This window comes from Micromonospora sp. R77, assembly GCF_022747945.1.
In the GTDB taxonomy this organism is placed as follows: Bacteria; Actinomycetota; Actinomycetes; order Mycobacteriales; family Micromonosporaceae; genus Micromonospora.
The window spans coordinates 4,581,544-4,603,518 of the sequence record NZ_JALDST010000001.1; the positions used below are offsets into that span (position 1 = coordinate 4,581,544).

General features: G+C 72.1%; 22 protein-coding genes, 5 tRNA genes and 1 pseudogene. 18 read left to right on the forward strand and 10 right to left on the reverse strand.

Going from position 1 to position 21,975, the window contains the following annotated elements; translation table 11 throughout:
- Window positions 1-58: 58 nt before the first annotated feature.
- Complete coding sequence (locus MRQ36_RS21620; RefSeq protein WP_242798119.1) at window positions 59-661, reverse strand: TetR/AcrR family transcriptional regulator; 603 nt, start codon at window positions 659-661, stop codon at window positions 59-61.
- Between the two features lie 275 nt (window positions 662-936).
- Here MRQ36_RS21620 and MRQ36_RS21625 point away from each other — a divergent pair.
- The 3 genes from MRQ36_RS21625 to MRQ36_RS21635 all read left to right on the forward strand — a co-directional run bounded on the left by MRQ36_RS21625 (window position 937) and on the right by MRQ36_RS21635 (window position 1,200).
- Window positions 937-1,009, forward strand: a tRNA-Gly gene (locus tag MRQ36_RS21625).
- A 34-nt stretch (window positions 1,010-1,043) separates the two neighbouring features.
- Window positions 1,044-1,114: transfer RNA gene (locus MRQ36_RS21630), tRNA-Cys, on the forward strand.
- 11 nt (window positions 1,115-1,125) lie between these two features.
- Window positions 1,126-1,200 (forward strand) — tRNA-Val (locus MRQ36_RS21635).
- Between the two features lie 154 nt (window positions 1,201-1,354).
- On the opposite strand, the gene MRQ36_RS34020 is transcribed toward MRQ36_RS21635, so the two are convergent.
- Entirely contained in the window at window positions 1,355-1,594 is a 240-nt protein-coding gene (locus tag MRQ36_RS34020) for a DUF6458 family protein (RefSeq protein ID WP_242798120.1), read from the reverse strand.
- 227 nt (window positions 1,595-1,821) lie between these two features.
- On the opposite strand from MRQ36_RS34020, the gene MRQ36_RS21645 reads away from it, so the two are divergent.
- Both MRQ36_RS21645 and MRQ36_RS21650 read left to right on the forward strand, forming a co-directional pair.
- Window positions 1,822-1,894, forward strand: a tRNA-Gly gene (locus MRQ36_RS21645).
- A gap of 59 nt (window positions 1,895-1,953) precedes the next feature.
- Window positions 1,954-2,028, forward strand: a tRNA-Val gene (locus MRQ36_RS21650).
- Between the two features lie 81 nt (window positions 2,029-2,109).
- Here the strand turns inward: MRQ36_RS21650 and MRQ36_RS21655 are convergent.
- From MRQ36_RS21655 to MRQ36_RS21680, 6 genes are all read right to left on the reverse strand, one after another.
- A complete protein-coding gene (locus MRQ36_RS21655; RefSeq protein WP_242798121.1) occupies window positions 2,110-2,643 on the reverse strand; it encodes a hypothetical protein in 534 nt (177 codons plus the stop codon).
- 13 nt (window positions 2,644-2,656) lie between these two features.
- A complete protein-coding gene (locus MRQ36_RS21660; protein WP_242798122.1) occupies window positions 2,657-3,190 on the reverse strand; it encodes a hypothetical protein in 534 nt (177 codons plus the stop codon).
- 16 nt (window positions 3,191-3,206) lie between these two features.
- Window positions 3,207-3,740: a hypothetical protein gene (locus tag MRQ36_RS21665; RefSeq protein WP_242798124.1), complete on the reverse strand. Its 534-nt coding sequence runs from the start codon at window positions 3,738-3,740 to the stop codon at window positions 3,207-3,209.
- A gap of 24 nt (window positions 3,741-3,764) precedes the next feature.
- Window positions 3,765-4,088 carry a hypothetical protein gene (locus MRQ36_RS21670; RefSeq protein ID WP_242798126.1) on the reverse strand — a complete coding sequence of 108 codons (324 nt, stop codon included), beginning with the start codon at window positions 4,086-4,088 and terminating at the stop codon, window positions 3,765-3,767.
- A 570-nt stretch (window positions 4,089-4,658) separates the two neighbouring features.
- A complete protein-coding gene (locus MRQ36_RS21675) occupies window positions 4,659-5,831 on the reverse strand; it encodes a hypothetical protein (RefSeq protein ID WP_242798128.1) in 1,173 nt (390 codons plus the stop codon).
- A gap of 4 nt (window positions 5,832-5,835) precedes the next feature.
- The gene (locus tag MRQ36_RS21680; RefSeq protein WP_242798130.1) at window positions 5,836-6,870 is read right to left on the reverse strand and encodes a hypothetical protein; all 1,035 of its coding nucleotides are present in this window, start codon (window positions 6,868-6,870) and stop codon (window positions 5,836-5,838) included.
- Between the two features lie 254 nt (window positions 6,871-7,124).
- Between MRQ36_RS21680 and MRQ36_RS21685 the strand changes: the two genes are divergently transcribed.
- From MRQ36_RS21685 to MRQ36_RS21705, 5 genes are all read left to right on the forward strand, one after another.
- The gene (locus tag MRQ36_RS21685) at window positions 7,125-7,466 is read left to right on the forward strand and encodes a WXG100 family type VII secretion target (protein ID WP_242798132.1); all 342 of its coding nucleotides are present in this window, start codon (window positions 7,125-7,127) and stop codon (window positions 7,464-7,466) included.
- 31 nt (window positions 7,467-7,497) lie between these two features.
- Window positions 7,498-7,782, forward strand: a complete 285-nt coding sequence (locus tag MRQ36_RS21690; protein ID WP_242798134.1) for a WXG100 family type VII secretion target — start codon at window positions 7,498-7,500, stop codon at window positions 7,780-7,782.
- 85 nt (window positions 7,783-7,867) lie between these two features.
- Entirely contained in the window at window positions 7,868-8,275 is a 408-nt protein-coding gene (locus MRQ36_RS21695) for a YbaB/EbfC family nucleoid-associated protein (protein ID WP_242798136.1), read from the forward strand.
- Complete coding sequence (locus tag MRQ36_RS21700) at window positions 8,268-8,636, forward strand: hypothetical protein (RefSeq protein WP_242798138.1); 369 nt, start codon at window positions 8,268-8,270, stop codon at window positions 8,634-8,636. Before MRQ36_RS21695 ends, MRQ36_RS21700 begins: the two co-directional genes overlap by 8 nt.
- Window positions 8,637-8,687: 51 nt before the next feature.
- Window positions 8,688-11,237 (forward strand): hypothetical protein, encoded by a 2,550-nt coding sequence (locus MRQ36_RS21705; RefSeq protein ID WP_242798140.1) that lies wholly within the window; start codon window positions 8,688-8,690, stop codon window positions 11,235-11,237.
- A 340-nt stretch (window positions 11,238-11,577) separates the two neighbouring features.
- Here the strand turns inward: MRQ36_RS21705 and MRQ36_RS21710 are convergent, their stop codons facing one another.
- A complete protein-coding gene (locus MRQ36_RS21710) occupies window positions 11,578-12,642 on the reverse strand; it encodes a hypothetical protein (protein WP_242798142.1) in 1,065 nt (354 codons plus the stop codon).
- A gap of 7 nt (window positions 12,643-12,649) precedes the next feature.
- On the opposite strand from MRQ36_RS21710, the gene MRQ36_RS21715 reads away from it, so the two are divergent.
- The 8 genes and pseudogenes from MRQ36_RS21715 to MRQ36_RS21745 all read left to right on the forward strand — a co-directional run bounded on the left by MRQ36_RS21715 (window position 12,650) and on the right by MRQ36_RS21745 (window position 21,102).
- Window positions 12,650-12,877 carry a hypothetical protein gene (locus MRQ36_RS21715; RefSeq protein WP_242798144.1) on the forward strand — a complete coding sequence of 76 codons (228 nt, stop codon included), beginning with the start codon at window positions 12,650-12,652 and terminating at the stop codon, window positions 12,875-12,877.
- 642 nt (window positions 12,878-13,519) lie between these two features.
- A complete protein-coding gene (locus MRQ36_RS21720) occupies window positions 13,520-17,134 on the forward strand; it encodes a hypothetical protein (protein WP_242798147.1) in 3,615 nt (1,204 codons plus the stop codon).
- Window positions 17,134-17,463, forward strand: coding sequence for a hypothetical protein (locus MRQ36_RS21725; RefSeq protein WP_242798149.1), 330 nt, complete (start codon window positions 17,134-17,136; stop codon window positions 17,461-17,463). The genes MRQ36_RS21720 and MRQ36_RS21725 overlap by 1 nt, the downstream gene beginning before the upstream one ends.
- A 249-nt stretch (window positions 17,464-17,712) precedes the next feature.
- Window positions 17,713-18,036 carry a hypothetical protein gene (locus MRQ36_RS21730; RefSeq protein WP_242798151.1) on the forward strand — a complete coding sequence of 108 codons (324 nt, stop codon included), beginning with the start codon at window positions 17,713-17,715 and terminating at the stop codon, window positions 18,034-18,036.
- A 193-nt stretch (window positions 18,037-18,229) separates the two neighbouring features.
- On the forward strand, window positions 18,230-19,285 hold the full coding sequence (locus MRQ36_RS21735; RefSeq protein WP_242798153.1) for a hypothetical protein: 1,056 nt from the start codon (window positions 18,230-18,232) through the stop codon (window positions 19,283-19,285).
- Window positions 19,286-19,419: 134 nt separating this feature from the next.
- A pseudogene (locus MRQ36_RS34515) lies at window positions 19,420-19,602 on the forward strand (HNH endonuclease); the annotation flags it as partial.
- 166 nt (window positions 19,603-19,768) lie between these two features.
- Entirely contained in the window at window positions 19,769-20,251 is a 483-nt protein-coding gene (locus MRQ36_RS21740; protein WP_242801284.1) for an SMI1/KNR4 family protein, read from the forward strand.
- On the forward strand, window positions 20,248-21,102 hold the full coding sequence (locus MRQ36_RS21745) for an SseB family protein (protein ID WP_242798155.1): 855 nt from the start codon (window positions 20,248-20,250) through the stop codon (window positions 21,100-21,102). The genes MRQ36_RS21740 and MRQ36_RS21745 overlap by 4 nt, the downstream gene beginning before the upstream one ends.
- Here MRQ36_RS21745 and MRQ36_RS21750 read toward each other — a convergent pair.
- Complete coding sequence (locus tag MRQ36_RS21750) at window positions 21,062-21,937, reverse strand: hypothetical protein (protein ID WP_242798157.1); 876 nt, start codon at window positions 21,935-21,937, stop codon at window positions 21,062-21,064. The two genes, MRQ36_RS21745 and MRQ36_RS21750, sit on opposite strands and share 41 nt — an antisense overlap.
- Window positions 21,938-21,975: the final 38 nt, after the last annotated feature.

The window sequence follows — 21,975 nt, forward strand, 5'->3', positions numbered from 1 at the left end:
TGGAGCCGCGTCGGCCGGCCGCCGCACCCCCCGCGACGCGGCCGGCCGGCGCCGGCGATCAGTCCAGCTGGTGCGGCTCCAGGCCGAGTTCACGGGCGGCGACCAGGCGGATCCACTCGCCGATCTGCCGCCGGGTGAGCACCCGCTCGTGCACCGCGAGCTGGACGGCGAGCCCGTCCATCACGGCGTTGATCCGCCACGCCGCGCCGGCCGGGTCGGCGCAGTCGAAGGTGCCGTCGGCCACCCCCTCGGAGATCACCGTGGCCAGGTCCTGCCGCCAGCGCAGGTCGAGCCGACGGGAGACCTTCTCCAGCTCCGGCGTGCGCAGCGACTCGGACCAGCCGTCGATCCACATGGACCAGGAGGTCGACCGGCCGGCCGGGGCGTACAGCCGGAGCATCCGGCGCAGCTTGGCCAGCGGCGGGGCGGGGGAGCGCATCACCGCGTCGAGGCGGGCCAGGTCCTGCTCGGCGGCGTACGCGAAGGCCTGCGCGAGCAGGCGGTCCTTGGTAGCGAAGTGGTAGAAGACCAGCGCCTGGCTGACCCCGGCCGCCTCCGCCACGTCGGCCGTCCGGGTGTTGGCCAGGCCCCGTTCCACGATCACGTCACAGGCCGTGCGCAGCAGGGCATCCAGGCGGATCTCGGCGGCACGTCTCGTCACTTCGCTACCGTAACCCATCGACGCGAGCACAGATAGTTACCGAGACGGCCCGTCGACGATCAGACAAGTCGGAACACGGACACCAATCTTCGCGCGTGTCCCATCGACCGGGGTCGGTCCACCAGCCCCGCTGACCTGCTCACCAGTCTCCTAGGAAGCTCTGGGCGAGGGTGGCGTCCGGCACCTCCGGCGACGCGCCGACCGGACCCCGAGTTGGCAACCCTTCCCGGGCTCGGCTAAAGTTCTCATCCGTCACCGGGAAACACCGGAGACGTGCGGACGTAGCGCAGCTGGTAGCGCATCACCTTGCCAAGGTGAGGGTCGCGGGTTCGAATCCCGTCGTCCGCTCGGAGATGCCGCCACGCATGTCGGGGGCAACCTCGGTGGAGTGGCCGAGAGGCGAGGCAACGGCCTGCAAAGCCGTGTACACGGGTTCAAATCCCGTCTCCACCTCGCAATGACGAGGGCGATTGGCGCAGTGGGAGCGCGCTTCCTTGACACGGAAGAGGTCACTGGTTCAAACCCAGTATCGCCCACCAGCGGAACGAGCAAAACGGCCCGTCACCTAACCGGTGACGGGCCGTTCTGCTTCTCATCGCACACCCGCACGAAGGGCGCCGGCCCGCGTCGGCCGACGCCCTCTCGGCGTACGGGTGACTCCGCGACCGATCAGCTCCACCGGCCCCGGCTCACTCAGAGCGGCGGGGCGACGTCCCGACGCTCCTCGACCCGGCGGTACTCGACCGGCTCGGTGGTGGTGACGACCTGGCGGCGGCGGCCCCAGACCAGGGTGGTCATGATGAGGCCGAGCACGCCGGCCGCCATCAGGATCCAGCCCACGACGTCGAGGTTGACCCCGCCGACGCTGGCATTGAGCGCGAAGGTGAGGATCGCGCCGACCGCGATCAGGAAGATGCTGGTGCCGATTCCCACGACAGCCTCCTTCAGGGGGATGGGGTGTGCTGTCGCGAGAGTCAGTACCCCGTCGATGACCTGCACAATCACCCCTTCGTGGCGACCGTCGCACCGGTGCCTCGGGGTCGAGGTCGCCACCACACGTCGGCCGCGGGCCACCGGCGCTCCGCTACCCGGGGCCCGGCGTCGCGGCGATCTTGGCATCGGGTACAGTTCTCCCGTCGCCGACGAACAGCCGGCGGCACGCGGACGTAGCGCAGCTGGTAGCGCATCACCTTGCCAAGGTGAGGGTCGCGGGTTCGAATCCCGTCGTCCGCTCGCGATCCGGCCCCCGTCGCGGGGCCGACCACCGCCGGTGTCCGCACCGGACGGCCCACGGGCGATTGGCGCAGTGGGAGCGCGCTTCCTTGACACGGAAGAGGTCACTGGTTCAAACCCAGTATCGCCCACCAACGGAAAAGGCCCGTCACTCGGTGACGGGCCTTTTTCCTGTCCGGGGCCGAGCCGCACGGTCCGGGACCGGCTGCCGGGGCTCAGCGGCCGATGGAGCGGGCGTTGGGTGGGCTGAACAGCGGGGAGTCGAGGATGCGACGTTCGATGAAACGCACGACCTCGTGGTCCAGGACCTCGGACCGTCGCACGACGGAGTGCACGTTGCCGGCGATCTCCGACAGTGCATCGAGGTCGGCGCTCAGGCGGTCGAACTCCTCCGGCGTCACGTAGAAGACCGTCGGGTGCGGCGGTGGGAGGGGTGCGTCCCAGTCGTACGGCCAGTCGAACTGTTCCTCGGTCCCGGCGCGGGTCTCGTCGGGGGTCACCGAGTACGCAGTGCCGAGCAACTCGTAGACCCGCACCTGCTCGCTCGTCGTGAACTCGGAGATGTCCCCCGGAAGGTCGCCCAGCGACCAGGGGCGCGGGATGGTCACCGCCGGCACGAACGACACCCACACCAGCTGATTGAGGTCGAAGGAGTACATGCCCTCGTACAGTGCGGCCTGCTCGGGCTCCTCGTCCCAGCTGCGGGCCCGGACCCGGACGTAGTAGTTCGCGGGGGTCCCGATCTTCACCGGATCGCGCTCTTCATCGGCCGATCGAGTTGGCACTGTCCGGGGTCAGCAGCCCGGAGTCGAGGATGCGACGTTCGATGAACCGCACGACCTCGTGGTCCAGCACTTCCGACCGTTGTACCAAGGAGTGCAACTCACCGGCAAAGTCCGAAAGCTTCTCAAGGTCGGCGCTCAGGCGGTCGAACTCGTCAGAGGTCGCGTAGAAGACGGTGGGCCGCGGCCGGGTCGCGGGATCTGTCCAGTCGAACGGCCAGTCGAACTGCTCGGCCGTCCCCGCCCGCTCGTCGTCGGGCGTGACGGAGTAGTCGGTGAGGAGCAACTCGTGGACCCGCGCCTGCTGCGGGGTGGTGAACTCGGTGATGTCGGCCGGTAGGTGGTCCAGCGACCAGGGCCGAGGTGCGGTCACCACCGGCACGAACGACACCCGGACGAGCTGGTTGAGGTCGAAGGCGTACATGCCCGCGTACAGCGCGGCCTGCTCGGGGTCCTCGTCCCAGCTGCGGGCGCGGACCCGGACGTAGTAGTTCGCCGGATTCCCGATCTTCACCGGAGCACCTACTCGGTCATCGGCCGATCGCTCGGGCGCTGGCCGGAGCCAGCAGCGGCGAGTCCAAGATGCGGCGTTCGATGAAACGGACGACCTCGTGGTCGACGACCTCCTCACGTCGGACGAAGGAGTGCAGCTTTCCGGCGATGTCCGACAGCGCCTCGAGGTCGGCGCTCAGCCGGGCGAACTCCTCCGGCGTCACGTAGAAGACCGTCGGGTGCGGCGGTGGGAGGGGTGCGTCCCAGTCGTACGGCCAGTCGAACTGTTCCTCGGTCCCGGCGCGGGTCTCGTCGGGGGTCACCGAGTACTCCGTGCCGAGCAACTCGTAGACCCGCACCTGCTCGCTCGTCGTGAACTCGGAGATGTCCCCCGGAAGGTCGTCCAGCGACCAGGGACGCGGGGTGGTCACCGCAGGCACGAACGACACCGACACGACCTCGTTGAGATCGAAGGAGTAGATGCCCTCGTACAGCGCAGCTTGCTCGGGCTCCTCGTCCCAACTGCGAGCCCAGACCCGGACATAGTAGTTCGCGGGGTTGCCGATCTTCATGACATCACCACCTCGGTCCGCACGTTACCGGTCGCCGCCGAGGACCCGACGGACCTCCGGCTCGTACACCGGCTCGTCGCGCTTGCTGGTCACCACGCCGCCGCCCGGGGTCTGCACCTCGAACGCCTGCTCGTCGGTGACCACGCCGCGGGCCTCGTCGTCGACCTGCTGCTCGCGTCGCTCGTCGCTGGTGCGCCGCTTGCTGAGCTCGGGGGAGACGGTGCCGGGCCGCGCCGCGCGGGCGGGGCCGGTGGACCGGGTGGCGGCGCGGCTGCGCAGCCCCTGCGGGATCTCCTCCAGCCCGGACACCCGGCTACCGCCGGGCGGCAGGGTGGGCGCGTCCAGCACCGACGAGCCGGCCTCGGCGCGGGCGTCGTCGGCGCCGATCCACTCGGCGCCCGTGGGCGCCTTCCGGTCGCGGTCGCGTTCGGCGGCCCGCCGGTCGGGGCGGCCGCGGGTGGCCGGCGGCAGGGACCCGTCCGGCCGGCCGGGCCGGTTGGTACGGGCGGAGCCGTGCCGTCCCGGCGCAACAGCTCACCGGGGTCCCCGCCGGGGCGCATGCCGGGCGGCAGTTCCCCGGCGCTGCCGAGCCGGATCCGGCCACGGTCACCGGTGGGGTTCTTCAGCACCGGTGGGGTGAGGTTCCCCGACGGGCGGCCGAACGCCTCCTCGGCGTCGACCGGCGCCCCGGGGTCCGTTCGCCGAAGCCGGGGCGGTCCGCCCGCCGGCGGTCGCCGGGGCGACCCTGCTGGGGCGGGGCGGAGCGGGACGGCTCGCCCCCGCCGGGGCGCTGGACGCCGCGACCGCCGTGCTCACCGTCGCCGCCCGGGGTGGGCGGACGCCGCAGGGTCCGGCCGGGTGGCTGGCTCATGCCGGGCGGCTGACCGGCACCGCCGCCCTTGGCGAACGAGTTCTTGGTCAACTGGCCGGGGTTCGAAGGCTGCGACTGGCCGCCCGGCACGCCGGGCGCACCCTTCGGCGTGCCGGGCGGCAGGCCGGGCGCACCCTTCGGCGCGCCGCCGGGCAGGCCGGTCGGGCCCCCTTCGACAGGAACGGCGGCGGTGCGGGCAGCGGCGCGAACAGGGCCGGGTTCGGCGGCAGCACCGGGCTCGGCTGCAGGGCCGGGTTCGGGGGCAGGGCCGGGTTCGGGGGCAGGGCCGGGTTCGGGGGCAGCGCAGGCTTCGGGGGCAGCGCGGTGTTCACCTGGGGCACCGGCACCGGGGCTGCGTTCGGCCCCTTCAGGTTGTTCGGGTTGGCCGGTGGGGGCAGCGCAGGCGGCGGAGCGGGTGCGGGCGCCGGGGGTGCCGGCGGTGGCGGGGCCCCACCCGGACCACCGCCGGGCAGGCCCGGCAGGACCGGCATCGGCGGGTTGCCCGGGGTGTTGAGCACCGCGTCCATCGGCTTGTACGGCGGCCCGACCCCACCGCTGAGCATGCTCACGTACTCGTAGTGCTGGTTGCCGATCTTGTACGCCAGTTCCTGGGCCTTCTTCTGGTAGGCCTGCTGGACCTCCTGGACCTGCTGCTGGATCTGGTACTTCTCGGCGTCGCCCCACGTCGTCATCCAGTAGCGGTCGGTGTCGAACCACTCGCTGAGCTGGCCGGCCAGGTCGACGTCCTGCGCGTCCTTGAGCTTCTGCTCGTACTCCGCCACGAGGGCGTCAATGTCGCGGCGGGCGTCCTGGGCGATGGTGACCAGGTGACGCAGCGCGGTGACGTTCTTCTGCGCCGCGTCCATCCAGACGTCGAGGTAGGCCAGCGCCTCGCCCGGCCCCTTCTGCAGGAAGGCGTCCCGGGCCTTGGGTGAGTCCCAGCTCTTGTCCCGCAGGAGGTTGCTCTCCTTCAGCACGTAGCTGCGGATGTTGTCCAGCACGGTCCAGGCGTTCAGCCACTGGTCGGCGAGCGCGGAGATCAGCTCCGGATGCATGTTGTGGATCCGGGTCTTGATGATCTCGATGGTGGTGGAGTTGCCGTCGCCGGCCTTCGAGGTGAACGGCGCGGACGACAGTTGGTACTGGCCGTAGTGCAGCTGACCGCTGTACGGGCTGTACCCGTAGTTCGGGTCCGCCTTCGCGCCCCAGTAGTCGGACATCGGCTCAGCCGTTCGTCGGGGACATCGGGTCGTATTTGTTGGCGATCGGCTCCTCGTAGCCCGTCTCGCCCTTGGTCGCGCGGCCGATGACCACCCGGTCCGACACGACCTCCTTGCCGTCCCGCACCACGTACGTCGTCTCGACGCGCTCGCCGGTCTGCGGGTCGACGGTGACGACCCGGCGCCCGGTCGGCGTCTCGTGACCGTTGGTGGAGGTGGTGCTCGCGCTCTCGGAGTTGACGATCGAGCCGTCCTTGCCGTACTGCGTGGTGGTCCTGGTCGTGCTGTTTCCACTCTCGACGGTCTGGACCTGCGAGTTCGTCGCGTAGTCGTACGTCGTGGTGGTGCGGCTGGTGGTGGTGTTCACCACCTTGCCCTTGCTGTCGTAGATCGTCGTGGTGACGATGCTGACGCCGCTGCCCGGCACGTTCGTGGTGACCGTCTCCCGCACCAGGCCGTTCGGGCCCTTGGACGTCAGCGTCGTCTGGTACGGCGAGGTCGACGTCTGCTCGGGCTTCTGCCATTCGGCGCTGGTCTCCGGCGGCGGGGCGGTCTTGGCCGCGTTGGCCAGCAACGCCTCCTGGTAGGTCTGCCCGAGGTAGGGGGGCAGGCCGTCGGGGCGGGGAACGCTCTTGTCGCCGAAGGCGAACAGCACGTCGGCGAGGTCGGCGGCGCCCGTCGCGTCGCCGGAGCCGTAGATGTCGGCGATGGTCTGGGCCGCCGAGCCGATGTTGAACAGGGTCTGCCCGAGGTTGTTCAGGTAGGCGCTCAGCTCGGAGGCGTTGGCCTGCAGTTGGGAGCGGAGGTAGGCGGCCTCGCCGAGCACCTCGCCGTTGTAGGCCTCGCCCGGCATCTTGAACAGGTGGGACAGGTGGGTGGTGCGCGACATCAGGTCCCGCTGCTGGTCCGCCATGTGCTTGGCGTAGTCCCGCAGCCCGGCCAGGTCGACGTCGAGCGGCGTGCCGCCCTCGACCCAGGGTGCGTGCGTGTTCGCGGCGGTCTGCGACGAGTACGGGCCGTTGTCACCGTCGACGCCCATGATGCCTCCCCGTAGCTGGCGATGGATCGCAGTGGAGAGCGTAGTGGGCGGATGCCACAATGGTGCGCGCAGCCTGCCCCGACCGTCGATGTTTTCGGTCCAATAGGGACGGCACGGACAGCTCCGTCGGGGCCGGCATGGCACGGCTGGACCGCTGTCGCTACGGTCAGGGCGAGCCGACTCATCGGGTTCGTTCCGGCTGGGGCGGGCCGACTTCGAGAAACGGGGTGAATCACTTGTCAGGGACTCCCGGCATGGGTCAGGTCCATGCCACCCAGGAGCAGCTGAACGCGATGGCGCAGCGCTGCGAGGACACCGGCCAGGGGATCGCGCGCGGCATGGCGCAGCTCCTCGACCGGATCCAGTCGCTCGGCGGCGCCGGCATGGCCGGTGCGGCCAACAACGCCCTCCAGGACGTCTCCGTGCAGCTCAACGATGGTCTCACGAAGATCATCAACGCCCTGGACGAGCTGGCCGGCAAGATGAGCAACGCCTCCAAGCAGTACGGCGTGCACGACGAGGACGCAGCGAACGAGATCCGGGCCGCCGCCGCGTCGACCGGCGACAGCTCCGTCATCAGCATCCTGCGCGGCTGACCGCACGCAGTTCAGATCGGAGAGGCGAGACATGACCATCACGTACAACTTCGGGCAGATCAGCGACGTCGCCACCGCCATCGGCACCTTCGAGGGCCTGATGGACCGGGAGCTGAACGACCTCTACACGGCGTTCACCCAGCTCTTCGCCCAGGACTGGAGCGGCCAGGCGGGCACCGCCTGCGACGAGGCGCGGCAGAAGTGGAACCAGGGCGCCACCGAGATCAAGACGGCGCTGGCCGGCGTCGGCGTCAAGCTCGGTGCCTCGGCGGAGCGGATGCAGCAGATCGACCAGCAGATCGCGTCCGGCATGTAGTTCGGTGGCCGGCAGCCGGTGACCCGTCCGGGTCACCGCTTGCCGGTGCCGGCCGGAGGAACCAACGGGGATTGAGAGCGTGGGGATGGCGGACGTACCGGGACGGCCGGACTGGGGCGTGCTGCGTGGCATGATGGCCGACCTGCAGAAGGCGACCAGGGAGCTGCCGAAGTTGCAGCAGCGCATGCTGTCGGTGACCGGCACCGCCTGGTCGCCGGACGGCATGATCAAGGCCGTGGTCGGTCCCCGGGGTCACCTGCTCGAACTCGACATCGACCCGCGCGTGCTGCGGCAACCCAACTCGAAGGCGCTCTCGGCGAGCATCCTGCGGACCGTCCGGGCCGCGGTCGAGGAGGCGGGCCGGCAGAGCAGCGAGCTGCTCAGCGCGACGCTCCCGGGTGACCTGCGCGGGCTCGCCGCCAACGACATGGAGAACTTCGTCGGCAGCCACGACGCCGACGTCCGGATGCGGAACGAGGACGGCGATGAGTAACTACATCGAGATCACGTCGACGCCGGGCGAGATCATCAGTATCGCCAACGGCATCCGCAGCAAGGGCATGGAACTCACGGCCCAGCTCAAGGGCATCAAGTCGGCGATCGACGAGCACGAGGGCCGGGGCGACACCTTCCCGTCGGACCAGTTCACCGACCCGTTCGTGAACGACAACTACCACATGGCCGTGCCGGCCGCGAACGACACGACCGTGCCGGCCAACCAGGCGGTGAAGGAGAGCGCCCTCTACTGCGGCACCAAGCTCACCGCGATCGGTGACTTCGTCGCCACGGCGATGGTGAACTACGACGCCACCGACCAGCAGGGCGGCGCCGACATCGGCAACGCGGTCACCTGATCACGGTGGCGGGGGCGAGACCGGTGGTCCGACCGGTGACGGGGGCTCGCGGTGAGTGACGACCACGAGTTGATGACGTCCATCCTCGACTGGTTCGCCGAGGTCGAGGAGTGGATCCCGGGCGCGCGCAGCTGGGTCGGTGAACTGCTGCTCGGGCCGATCCCGCTGGCGAGCGCCAACAGCGCGTACGACCTCGCCGACCAGTGGGGCGACCTGGCCCAGGCGTTGAACGACGCGTACTCCGACGTCATGCAGATGGCCAACCCCATCCTGGAGAGCTGGTCGGGCGACGGCGCCGCACAGGTCTTCATGGAGCAGTGGTTCGCCTACCTCGAAGGGTTGCGCCAGACCGCGGAGAGCGCCGCGCAGATGCAGCGCGGCGTGCAGAACTTCGGGCTCGAGGTCGAGCTGATGAAGTTCATGGCGGCGCTGAACCTGATCATGCTCGCCGTCTCGCTCTTCATGCTCATCGCCGCCGCCATCCCGACCGGCGGCGGTTCGCTGGGCGCCGCTCCCGGGCTCTTCGCCGGCACCCGGATCGCGCTCGCCCAGGCCGCCGAGAAGACCGTCGGCAAGATCGCCTCCATCGCGATGCGGATCGTGATGCGCAGCATCACCCGTCTGTTCGGCAAGCTGCCCGCCGCGGTCGCCCGCCGGGTGCTCCCGGCCGCCGTCCGTACCGTGGTGCCGCAGATCGCCCGGATCGTCGCCGGCCGGGTGGTCGCGGCCGGGACCCGGGTGATGACCGAGACCGCGCTGGGCCGCGCGGCCCGCACGGTCGCCGCGCGCGGCATCTCGAAGGCGGTCGCCAACCGGATGGCCGCGCAGGCACTGCGCGGGCTCGCCGCCCGGGAGATCAACGGTACGCTGCGCAACCAGGCCGTCCGCGAGGTGCAGCGGCAGTTGGCCAAGGAGATCCGCCAGCAACTGCTGCGCAAGTGGGCTGGCAAGGAGGCCCGGGACGTCGGCGAGAACGCCCTCGCGAAGATCGCCGCCCGGGAGGTCGCCGAGGCCGGGCTGGGTCGTGAGTTCGCCGGGTACGTCGGCACCCGGGTGGCCTTCGGCGCGGGCTTCATGGGCGGCGGCAACCTGCTCGGCCAGTTCGGTCAGATCCTCTCCGGCAACCGCACCGAGGGCGTCGACTGGGCGCAGGTCAAGGACGGGGTCGTCCAGGGCGCGGCCTTCGGCGCCGGCATGTTCGGCGGCCCGCTGGGCCACGCCATCGGTGGTGCCGCCGCCGGTGGTGGACTCGCCCTCGGTCAGGAGTACGCCGACTACGTCGGCAGCGGCGGCCAGAACAAGATCGACTGGAAGGCCGTCGGGCACAGCGCCGTGCAGGGCGGCGCGGCCGGCGTCATCTTCGGCACCCAGACCGTGCTGGAGCAGGCCAAGTTCAGCCTCCCGCACACCCGGCTCGGCCCGATCCGGATCGGCGCGGACGTGCACGTGCTGCCCGGCCATGACGGCGGCTTCAACGTCCTGGCCACCCGCGCGAACAACCACGAAGGCCTGCTGCTGACCAGCGACGGCTACGTCGCCTTCCAGGGCCGGGACGGCGTGGCCCACGCGCCGGAGGGGCTCGCCGACCGACCCGACATCGCCCAGGCCCGGGACGAGCACTTCAGCAAGCTCGACGTCGACCCGAAGGCTCAGCAGGCCACCGCGGCGTCGATGGGCGGCACCCGGTCCGATCCGCCGGCCGGCAGCCGGGCGGAGTCGGGCAGCGGCACGTCGGCCCGCTCCGGTGACGGTGGCGGCGGGGGTGGGGGCCCTCGGCAGAACGCGTCGGGCGGCGGCACCAGCACGCGTGCCGGCGAGCCGGTCCGGTCGGCCGAGCCGACCCCCGCACCATCGAACGGGTACGCGTTCCCGGCGACGGCGCACCGACCGGCGACCGCACCGGCCCGTCGACCGCACGCACCTCCGACTCCGTGTCGATGGATCGTGCGCCCACCGATCGTGCACCGTCCGATGGCGTGCCGGCGGACCGTGGACCGGCAGATCACGTGCCTACCGATGGCGCGCCGGCCGATCGTGCGCCGACGGACCGTGCGCCCGCCGATGGTGCGCCGACCGATCGGGTGCCGACGGACCGTGCGCCCAGCGATGGTGTGCCGGCGGATCGTGCGCCGGCGGATCGCGTACCCACTGATCGTGCGGCGGCCGATCGCGTGCCGACGGACCGCGCTCCGGCTGGTGAGGCGCGGACCACGGCGGACGGTGCCCGGACCGGCGGTGAGCGGACGTCGGTGGGCGGCGACCGGGTCGGACCGCGCGACAGCCTGGCACCCGGCGGCGACCGTGCCCGGCCGGCGGCAGCCGGGTCGGCGGCGACCGCACGCCGGTGGGCGGGGACCGGGTGCCGGCGGGCAGCGAGACGCCGCGCGGCACGGAACGGTCCGTCCGGGACGGCGCCGACCCGGCACCGACGCACCCCCACGACGGCCGACCGGCCGACGCCGCTCCCCGCGCCGAGGGCGAGGGCGCGAGCCGGCGCGGTGCCGACCCCACCCGCGACGCCGGGACGGCACCGACCGACCGGGCCGCCGGACGCCCCGAACACCAGACCGGTACGCGGGACACGGTGCCGGCGGCGCGTGATGGCGGTGACGGCGGCCCACCGCCCGAGCGTCCGCCGCACGAACCGACCGGGGCGCGCCCGGAGCAGGCGCCCCCGGTGGACGAGCCGGTGATGCGGAGCGCTGGCGCCGAGGTCGGCGAGCCGCCCACGCCGGAGTCGATCCGGCAGGGCACTGTGCGGATGGAGCTGCACCCGGAGTTTCCGGAGGTGGTGCGGTTCCTGGACGAGCACGGGTTCCGGCTGGTGGAGGATCCGACTGGACCAAACGTGGTGCTGCGGCACGTCTACAGCCTTGATGGCAAGGTACTGCTTCGGGAAGAGCGAGAGATCAGATACCGCGACGGTATGCGCTTCCTCGATCTAGAGCACGAGATTGACCATGTGCGGCAGCTGATGGACCGGTTCCATGGCGACCTGGGTACGGAGGCGGTCCGGGAGCGCGCCAACGGCATGCAGGTCGAGATGAAGAACGCGCAGCGGATCTTGTCGAAGAAATACGACACGATCGTCGAGTATCACGTGCGCCTGCAGGAGACGATTCGTCTCATCGAACGGGGTGTGGACCCCTCCGTAATTCGCGAACACCTGGCGGGCACTGACTACCGCAGGACGCGGATGGATGCGAGGGTTAAGCGTGATGACGTAACGGCGCAGGCGTGGCGGCGGGAGCACTTCGGCGACATCGGGTCGCTGGAGCGCCGACTCAGGGAGTTGCGTACCGAGTTCGAGAGCGGAGCCTCGCGATCCGAGGGACCCGCCGGCCGCCCCGACCCCACCGGTGACGGACCCCGGATGGCGAAGCACGCCACGCCCGGCCACGCCGACGACCACCTCCCGGCCCGCGACGAGCCGACCCGCGACGAGTCGACCCGGCACGAGTCGGCGCGGGACGAGTCGGTGCGGGACGAGCCGGCTGCGCAGCGGGACGCGGACGATCCCGCTCCCGACGCGTCGACCGGTGCGGCGATCCGGCCGCGGGACGAGGTGCGGGCGTTCGACTGGGCGGACCGGGCGTACGACCGGTTCCGCGCCGACGACGCGGACGTCGCCGAGATCGCCGCCAACCTCGCCGACACCCCCCGCCCCGACGGCGGCGGTCCCTTCACGCCGGCCGAGATCCACCAGATCAAGCAGCACCTGATGGTCGAGGACCACCCGATCCGGGACTACGACGGCACGATCGAGATGCGGCGGTTCGACGCGTCGCCCGACATCGCCGAGGCGTGGATCCGGCTGCGGGAGGGGCACCCGCTGCCGGAGGACCTGGTCCTGCTCGGACACGAGCTGGCCGAGTCGAACTACATGCGCCAGCATCCCGAGGCGGACTACCGTACCGCTCACGAGGCCGCCAACGAGCAGCACAACTGGCAGGACATCGTGCCGGAGCGGACCGGCGAGGATCTCGACATCAAGTGGGGACGGCACAGCGACGATGGCAATTCTGGTCGACTTCCGGAAGACCCGGGAAACCGAGACACAGGTGGAGTACCGCTTCGGACATCCGGAGATGGACCGCCTCCTGGTGATCGAGAAATCCACTCTGGCGGGCACTCCCTCGGACGGGACGGTGGACCGGACGTACGCGGCGGTGTTCACGAAGATCCTGCGGCTGCGGCGGGAACGGGAGAGCTGGCCGGCGGGCGGGACGTACGCGGCGTAGAACCCGCCCGGCTGGTGCCGGTCGACGGGCCGGTGCCCGAGCGGCCGGTGGCCGCGCCCCGGGACGTGGCGGCCGTGCTCGACCGGGAGGTGACCGAACTCGTACGCGGACGGGACGCCGGCCCGGCCGACCAGCCGCACCGCGCCGACTGGGACCCGCAGGCGCGGACCCTGCGGGTGCGGTACGGCGACGGCCTCGAGGTCGACGTCGTGGTGCAGGTCAACGAGTCGGTGCCGCCGGGCCGCTCGGTGGTGGTACGCCCGCCGATGGAGGCCGTCGAGGGCGGCGGCTGGCGGCAGACCGAGCCGGCCGGTGTGGTGCTCTCGTCGCACCTGCCCGCCGATCCGGTGGCGCGTGGCCCGCACGTGGAGGAGTCGCTGCGCGAGGCGTGGCGGACCCTGCACGACGAGGTGGGCGAGCAGCTCCGGCTGCCCGACGCGTCCGACGGGGCGCCCCCGCCGCACGACGCCGGCCCGCCCGGCGACGGGCCGCCCCCGGTGGCCGAGCGCCCCACCCCGGACGCGCTGCGCGCCCTGGAGGAGCCGGTCCCGGCGAGGTCCCGGTACGCGACGCGGACGTGGTGGGCCGGCACCGGTCACCCCGGCCGACCCGCCGCCGCCCGCGCCGCTCACCCCGGACGGCGTGCGGCAGTCGCTCGCCGGCCGGGGCGGCCCCGAGCAGTTGGGCCGCTGGGCCGGCGAGCACCTGGTCGACCGGGCGGAGAACGGCCGGGTGCAGCCGAAGTCGGCCGAGGAGATCGCGGCGGTCGTGGACCGCTTCGCCGACGAGGCGGCCGACCTGGTCGCGCCGGCACCGGAGCGCACCCCGGTCGACGAGGTGCGGCACAACGCCAGCCCCATCGCGGACACCGACTTCGTGCCGTACGGCCGCCCCTGGAACCAGCCCGACGTGTCGCTGGGCGAGCTGCACCGGGCGGCGCACGGCACACTGCCGACCGACTTCGCCGACGGCCGGGTCGTCGCCGTCCACTCCGAGGGCCCGTACGTCAAGGTGACCCTCGCCGACGGCGGCGAGCGGCACTTCGTGCCCCAGGTGGCCGGCGGAATGCGGGACCTCGCCGAGACGATCGTCCGCGCCGGTACGGCGGACGACCCGCACCTGGTGTACGTCAACCACCGGGTGGCCGCGGACCAGCTCCCCCGGGTGTGGGTGCACGAGATCACCGAAACCCTGGCGATGCAGCACGCGGCGCAGACCCGTCCCGAGCCGCACGGGCTGGTCCGGCGGGCCATGACCGCGCTCGGGCGGATCTTCGGCGGCGGGGAGGCGGCCCGTCCCGAGGCCACGCCCCGGGTGGAACCGCACGTGGCGGCGCGGCTCAACGAGCGGGTGCACCTGCAGCGGCTGCACGACTGGGCCGGTGGCCGCCCCGAGGAGCAGGCCCGGCTGCGCCGGGAGATCAGCGGCGTCGACCGGGACCTGGCCGCGTTGGGTCACCGGGTCGACCCACCGGAGGTGTACCGGCGGGTCCAGGACTGGGGCCTGCCGGACACCTCCCGGCTGACCGGCGTCATCGGTGGCCGCCTCGACGCGCCGCCGACCCACGGATCTGCCGGTCACGGCACCCCGCACGACGCGGTGCCGCAACAGCGCCTGCCGCACGACCTGGCACCGCCGGGCCGTACGACGCACGACCCCGCCCCGCCGTGGGCCGCCGGGCGCGACGCCGCCCCGTCGTGGGCGGTCGGGCACGACGTCGCTGCGCCGCGGACGGCCGGGCATGACACCGCTGCGCCGTGGGCCGCCCGGCACGACCTGGCGCCGTCCCACTCCGCGCCCCACGACCCGGGTACGTCACACCCGGCGCCGCACGACCCCGGTACCTCCCACCTGGCACCGCACGACCCGGCACCGCACGACCTGGATCCGGGCTATCCGGCGCCGCGCGACGCGACCCCGGTGGAGCCCAGCCACGACGGGCACTGGACGGACAAGCCGTGGGAGCACGAGGGCCGGCGACCCTCCTTCGACGAGCTCATCCCGGTCACCGAGGCCGAGGCCGCCAAGTGGGCCGGCGAGGTCAAAGCCGAGTTCGGGCGGCAGATCGAGGGCCGCGAGTTCGGCGACGGCTTCCGGGTCCGCTTCGACGAGCACAACCACCCGATCAGCGTCTACCGCAACGAGGTGGTCCTGCGCCTCGAAGTGGTCGACGCGAACGGCGGCCACGCCGGCCGGACCGTACGGGTGTTCGCCCGGGAGCACGACGGCAGCCTGTACGTCACGCACAGCTCGATCAAGCTGTCCGACGGCGCCCAGGGGCGCGGCTTCTCCGACGGGTGGAACTCCTTCCTGGAGGGCTGGTACCGCGAGTCCGGCGTCCACCACATCGAGGTGCACGCCGTCGACCGGGGCGCGTACGCCTGGGCCCGGGCGGGCTACGAGTGGGCGCCGAACACGGAACACCGCGCCAACGCGGTACTGGGCAAGCTGCGGGCCGGCGTCCGGCAGATCGACGAGCACCTCGACCAGCTCGCCCGGTGGCAGCGGGGCGAGGCGGAACTGGACGTCGGGCCGCTGCTGGAGCGGTACGGCGTCGACCATCCGGACCAGCTGCCCGAGCGGATGCGGCACGAGCGGGACGCCGGTCAGCACATCCTCGACCGGGCCGCCCGCCACCGGTTCGGCTCCCCGGACTATCCGCAGCCGCAGGAGATCAGCCGCGCCGGCGCGGCCGGCCGCAGTGGCCGTGACCAGACGTGGGTGGGCAAAGAGGCCCTGCTCGGCAGCGACTGGAAGGGCGTCAAGCCGATCAGCGACGGCGGGGTCGTCAACCCGCACCCCCGCATCGAGTCGACCGACGGACGGCCGATCACGGCCGCCGCCGTGCCGGACGGCGAGTTCCACGGTGCCGCCCGGGAACTGCCGGAACCCGAGGTCGTCCGGGACCTGGCCCGAACCGCGCTGGCCGACGCGCCGCCCGTCCGGGTCGAACGGGTGGACCTCGACGTGGTCCCGGCCGACACCCTGCCCGACGGTGCCGTCGCGCGCTCGGTGCCGGTGGACGGCGCCGGCCACGACCTGCCCGACGGGCACCTGCCGCCGCCCGACGGCGGCTACCGCATCGAGGTCTCCGACCGGGCCGGTGACCTGGCGGTGCCCCGCGCGATCCGGCACGAGGTCGCCGAGCTGAACGCGATCGGCGAACGGGCCCGCGCCGGGCTCGACCTGGACGTGCCGAACGTGCTGCGCCCCGGTGCCGTACCCGACGGGCCATTGCCGACCCGGGGTGACCTGAGCCCGCACGACCTCGGTCGGCTCGCCGAGCGGGACTACCTGCACGAGCTGGCCCGCGACCCGGAGCACGCCGCGCACGCCCGGTCCGAACTGGACGCGCTGGACCGGCATCTCGGCCTGCACCCCGACGACCCGGGCGCGTCGGCGCGCCGGCAGCTCGTCGAGGACCACCGGACGGCCCGGGACGAGACCGGGACGGAGCCCACGGACCGGACCGCCGACGACGACGGTGGCGACCGGACCACCGGGTCCGACCACGGTGACGAGCCGCCCGCCACCGGTGAGAACGGTCGGCTCAGCTACGACGACGTCAGCGACCTGTTGCCCGCCGACGACTCCGGTTATCGGGTCACCCCGGCCGACTGCGAATGGCTGGGCATCTCCCCGGAGGCGGTCGCCGACTGGCACTCGCGTACGGCGCCGCTGGGTATGACCCCCGAGCAGTTCGGTGACTTCTGCACGTCGCTGGACGAGGCGCTGCGACTGGACGGCATCGATCCCCAAGCCGTGGACCTTCGGCTCCAGGGATCTTCCGCGCACTTCTTCTCCGGTGCCCACAAGGAGCTTCCCAAGCTGGAGGACATCCCTGACGCCGAGGCGCAGCGGAGATACCAGGAATGGCGCGGCGGCGAGTCGGAGCATCCACTGCGCCGTCCGTTCGACTCCATGCACAGGCTGGGTCTGGATACCGACCCGAGTGACTACGACGTCCAGATCTCCTCGGACGCGGTGGCGGCCAAGGCCGCCGAGGAACGGCAGTCCAGTGGCGAGGCCGACCTGTCGCTGTACCACCCGAAATATGGATTCGTACGGAAAGAATTCGTGAATCCGAGCATGCCCCACCTGTTCGAGTGGGCAAAGCAGCAGACCCAGCTCCTGGGGCGCGACGTGGTACCCGCTGTCTTCTCGGATGCCGGGCCGCCCGATCACAGCGCGTCGGGTAAGGTGTCAGCTCATTTCCGGGACAGCGACTGGCGGCTCAATCCGAGAAAGGGGAGCTGATGTTCAAGCCGGAAGTTGTCGTGCGGTTCGCCGGCGAGATGAACCAGGATCGCCTGGACGCTCTGCGGTCGGCGCTGAGTCTGCGGCGCACCGGTCGATTGGGCGACGACTGGGATGAGATCTTCGGCGATCGCAGTGACGACGTGCCGGGCGGCCGGTTGATGATCCTGCTGATCCGCGACGATTCCGATGGTACGTGGAAGTGGAAGGTGAAGGTCAGTTCGGAGGACGGTGTGGAAGTCTCCTCGTTCCAGCACCTGGAGGACGAGGTGAGGTCGGCTGTCGAATCCGTCGGTCTGCAGGTCACGGGCGTCTGGCGGCGGACCTGACGCTCCAGCACTGACGCGGGCGCTACGGGGGCGGCTTGACCAGGGTCGCCCGGCTGGCGAGGGTCGCCTCGTGTGATCGGGCAGCTCGATCCAGTCGCCACTGCTGCGCGGTGACCGGTCCGTCGGACCGGAGCCCTCTTCTGTTCATACGCGCCGTGCACCGGGACGGCTCAGGCGGGTTCCACGACTCTTTCCCGGTCGAGCGTCCTGGCCCCGGCGGGGACGAGATCAAGCCGGGACAGGGAGCTGATGTTCAAGTCGGAAGTAGTCGTGCGGTTCGCCGGCGGGATGGACCAGGATCGCCTGAACGCTCTGCGGTCGGTGCTGAGTCTGGAGCGCACCGGTCGACTGACTGACGACTGGGATCAGATCCTCGGCCGGCGAAGGAACGACGTGCCGGGCGGCCGGTTGCTGATCCTGCTCTTCCGGGAGGACACCGACGGTCCGTGGGAGGTGCAGATCGATTCGGAGGGCGATGTGGACGCCTTCTCGTTCCAGCACCTGGAGAACGAGGCGAGGTCGGCCGTCGAGTCCGTCGGCATGCAGGTCACGGGCATCTGGCGGCGGACCTGACGATCCAGCATCACGAGCCGCCTCGGATCCGGTCTGTATATTCCCCCGGCCTTCGGCCGGCATGGCCTTCCGCCGATAGTCCCGCGTCGAACGACCCGGGTACGGGCCGAGCGGTTCGACGGTTCGCGATACGGTCGCAAGGGGAGTCACCGGCGGGAGAGCGACGCCGTACGGGGGAGAGGAGTCGGCCGGCATGGCCTTCGACATGCATCCGGCGCGGGCGCGCAGGCAGATGGCGATGGACCGGGCCCAGCGCGCCTGGGAGGAACGGCACGGCATCACCAACGGGGACTGGGAGGAGGACCATCACCCGGACCGCCCCGGCCAGCCGACAGCTGAGCAACTCGAGGAGCTGGAGCGCGAGTTCCGGCTGATCAACGGCCAGGACCCGGAGACCGGGCAGTATCCCGAGCGTGATCGCCGGCACGACCCGAGCCACCTGCCCGCACGGACCCACCACGAGGCGCACCTGCACCTCGACCTCACGCCGTGCCCGTGCGGTGGCCGGGGCGGCGAGATCAGCAGCGCCGGGGTGGACCTCGGCGACGACGACGAGGTCGGTCGGCGCTACACCCAGACCTGCACCGCCTGCGGTGCCTCCCGGGCGGTCGTCTACCGGCTGCCGTCCGTCCCGTACGTGCCGGCCGGCCCCCTCGGGTTCGGCTACGGCGACCGCGAGCCGTCCCGGCTGATCGACGCCGCGCAGTGGCTCTGGGTCGCCGACCGGTACGCCGCGCTGGTGCCGCCCGGCGCGCGGGACCTGCCGCCGGCCGACCGGGACCGGGCCCGGGGGCGGCTGGTCGCGGCGACCGCGGCGCTGGACGAGGTGCTCAAGTTCGTGCCGCCGGGTGCCTCCCGGGTGCCGGAGGAGGCGGTCTGGACGCCGATGGGGCGGGCGCTGCGCGAGCGCGACGGTGCGCGGCTGGATGCCGGCCGGATCTCCGCCGTGCGCGCCGCGTACCTCGAGGTGCTGACCGACCTGGCGGGCCGGGACGAGCTGACCGGGCGCAGCCTCGGTGACGCGGCGGCGGCCCTGGCGACGTACCGCGAGATCGAGCTCGCGCTCCGGGCGGACCAGGGCCGGTGGTACCGGCTGGAGTCGGCGACGAAGCAGTGGGCCCGCCGGCACCGGATCGACGACCGGGACTGGACCGAGGACGGCTGGGCCGGCGACGACCGGCGTCGACCGTCGGCCGAGCAGGCCTGGGAGATGGTGCGCGAGGCCCGGCAGATCGCGGCCCGGCCGTGAGGGAGCGGATCGCCGGCGCGCGCTACGCCTTCCGTACCGCCCACCCCGCCGCGCCCATGCTGCGGGTGCGCTACCGGCACGGCGTACCGGTGGACCCGTGGGGTTTCCCGGACTGGACGCCCTACGCGCGCCTCATGGTGGCGCTGCCGCCGGTCATCGCCGACCTCACCGTCGACGAGGCGCGGGTGGTCGACGTGTGCGCCGCCGAGCTGGTCGCCCGCGGCACCGACGACCCGCTCTGGACCGGCAGCGTCGGCACCCCGCCCGGCTGGACCTGGGCGCACGTCGCGCAGACCCGGCACCTGGCGCTCGTCCCGGCCGAGCTGCACGCCGGCTTCCGGCATCTCGGCGGGGTCAGCGTGGGCGCCTCCCACGGCGGGGCGCGGGCTCACCGCCCGCGCCGGCGCCGCGCCGCGCATCCTGGTCACCGAGCGCCTCTCCGACGCCGCGCTGGCCCGGGCCGACGACCTGTTCGGGGTACGCCTGCCGGCCGCCTACCGCGACTTCCTCGGCCGGACCAACGGGGGAGCGCCCGCGCAGCCGGCCGTGCACCCGGGCTTCGGGTTCGTGCTGGACCAGCCGCTGTTCGGGTTCCGCGACGACCGCGCCCAGGACCTGGGGTACGTCAACGCCTGGTTCGGCGACCGGCTGACCGCCGACTGGCTGGCCATCGGCCACGTCCAGGGTGGGTTGCTCACCCTGCGGCTGCGCGGCGCGGACGCCGGCGCGGTGGGCTGGCTCGACGACGACGATCCGCGCGACCGGGACGGCTTCACCGCCGAGGAGGTCTGCGAGCGGCTGATGCGGCGGGTGGCCGACGACTTCGCCACGTTCTGGACCGGGCTGCGTCCCGTACCGTCGGATCTCGCGGAACTGGCGGCGAACGTGGCGGCCGGCGCGGAGCTCGCCGCGCCGGACGGCTGCGGGGCGCTGCTGCCCCGCTCGCACCGGAGGGACACCGCGTGAGGGACTGGCAACCGGCCAACGACGTCGAGCAGGCGATGCTGCTGGCGGCCGGGGAGGACGACCGGCAGGCGTACTTCCAGCTGGTCGCGGTGGCGGACCTGTTCCTGCCGCAGATCGCCGGCGACGACTCCGTGGCCCAGCGGTTCCTCACCGTGCACGCCTTCGACGAGGTCTTCCTGCCGGTGTTCACGTCGGTGCAGGCGCTCGCCGGCCAGTTCGGCGGGGCGGTCAACGGCTACACCGTCACCAACTACGCGGAGCTGCGGCGCAAGTGGCCGGACCCGCAGTGGCGGCTGGCGATCAACCCCGGCACGCCGGTCGACGCGTACCTGTCGATCGAGGGCGTCGAGGAGGCCGCGGTCGGCGACGTGACGGTGCCGACGCTGGCCGAGCTGGCGACCGCCGCGGAGGAGGACGAGGCGGTCGAGGCGGAGTTGCGGGCGCTGCACGCGGCCGGCGACTATCCCGACGACGATCCGGCCGCGGCGCTGCGGGCCGCCGCCCGGGCCGGCGACGTGTACGGCTATCTGGAGCGCCTGCTCGACATGCTGGTGCTGATCCCCACCACCCGGCCGGTCGAGGCGGAGGAGATCCTCGAGCCCGGTTTCCCGTGGCTGCCCGGCCCGGGTCAGGTGATCGAGGTGTTCACCACCGCCGAGGCGCTGGCCCGTAGCCACCCCGAGCCGCCGCCGACGGTCGAGGTGGCGCTGCCGTTCGCGCTGGCGGTCTGGCCCGGCGGTCACGGCCTGTCGGTCAACCCCGGTGGCGACGACGGCATCGAGGTCGGCGCCGACGAGGTGCTCTTCCTGCTCACGCTGACGCCTTCAGGTTCACCTGCCGACTCTGCGTGATCCGGTCGGCCGGCGGGGCGGTGACGGTCACCGGGGTGCCGAACTGGTCGAGCGTGAACGACGTGCGGATCTCCCACTCGTCCTGCGGGTGCTGGTACCCGTCGTCGGTGCCCCGGCCGTCGTCGACGTAGAGCACGCTCGTCTCCACGTCGAGCCGGCGCAGCCGGCCGGCGTCGTCGATCCAGACGGAGAAGAGCGGCGGGACCACCCGGTTGAACACCAGATCGAGCGAGGTCCGGAAGGGCGGCGGGCAGAAGACGTCGTGGTTCGGGGTGCAGCGGAACCGGTACTCGTGGGGTGCGCCCTTGACGTCGGGCAGCTCGTCGGTCTCGCCGTTGGCGGCGATCTGCTCGCTGACGTCGTCGAGGAACCGCTGCCAGACCATGAGGTCGCTGACCCCCAGGTCGGGGTCGGAGAACCCGCTGCCCCAGTCGGCCAGGGTGTGGGAGTCGAACCAGGGGCGGCCGTCCTCGGCCACCATGCTGGGCGACGTGAAGTAGGTGTCGTCGTCCACGTGCACGCCCTTGGCCTGCAGGGTGGGGTGACCGGTGGCCGCGATCTGCGTGTAGGTGGTCTCCCACGACGGCCGGTCGCCGAACCTGACCAGGCTGGTGCCCTGGAGCGTCACCTTCCGGCCGCCCAACTGGGGTTTCATCTCCGAGGTGAAGGTGACGCGTGCCGTCCCGGCCTCAGTCAACCGTTTCCCCGTGCCGGTGAGCCGTGCCGCGATCTGCTCGCGGCTCTCCGGCTTCCACACCGTGCTCACCGCGACGGCCGCGGCGCCGACGAGGACGAGGAGCACGACGAGCGCACCCACGACGATCCGTTTCCGCATGACATTCCTCGGGGTCGGCGAACAGCGACGGACAGGTT

Excerpts from the sequence above, each read along its gene's own strand:
- MRQ36_RS21665 (WP_242798124.1), bottom strand. The coding sequence starts at position 3,740 with ATGAAGATCGGCAACCCCGCGAACTACTATGTCCGGGTCTGGGCTCGC.
- MRQ36_RS21675 (WP_242798128.1), bottom strand. The coding sequence starts at position 5,831 with ATGTCCGACTACTGGGGCGCGAAGGCGGACCCGAACTACGGGTACAGC.
- MRQ36_RS21680 (WP_242798130.1), bottom strand. The coding sequence starts at position 6,870 with ATGGGCGTCGACGGTGACAACGGCCCGTACTCGTCGCAGACCGCCGCG.
- MRQ36_RS21685 (WP_242798132.1), top strand. The coding sequence starts at position 7,125 with ATGGGTCAGGTCCATGCCACCCAGGAGCAGCTGAACGCGATGGCGCAG.
- MRQ36_RS21690 (WP_242798134.1), top strand. The coding sequence starts at position 7,498 with ATGACCATCACGTACAACTTCGGGCAGATCAGCGACGTCGCCACCGCC.
- MRQ36_RS21695 (WP_242798136.1), top strand. The coding sequence starts at position 7,868 with ATGGCGGACGTACCGGGACGGCCGGACTGGGGCGTGCTGCGTGGCATG.
- MRQ36_RS21700 (WP_242798138.1), top strand. The coding sequence starts at position 8,268 with ATGAGTAACTACATCGAGATCACGTCGACGCCGGGCGAGATCATCAGT.
- MRQ36_RS21715 (WP_242798144.1), top strand. The coding sequence starts at position 12,650 with ATGGCAATTCTGGTCGACTTCCGGAAGACCCGGGAAACCGAGACACAG.
- MRQ36_RS21725 (WP_242798149.1), top strand. The coding sequence starts at position 17,134 with ATGTTCAAGCCGGAAGTTGTCGTGCGGTTCGCCGGCGAGATGAACCAG.
- MRQ36_RS21730 (WP_242798151.1), top strand. The coding sequence starts at position 17,713 with ATGTTCAAGTCGGAAGTAGTCGTGCGGTTCGCCGGCGGGATGGACCAG.
- MRQ36_RS21735 (WP_242798153.1), top strand. The coding sequence starts at position 18,230 with ATGGCCTTCGACATGCATCCGGCGCGGGCGCGCAGGCAGATGGCGATG.
- MRQ36_RS21750 (WP_242798157.1), bottom strand. The coding sequence starts at position 21,937 with ATGCGGAAACGGATCGTCGTGGGTGCGCTCGTCGTGCTCCTCGTCCTC.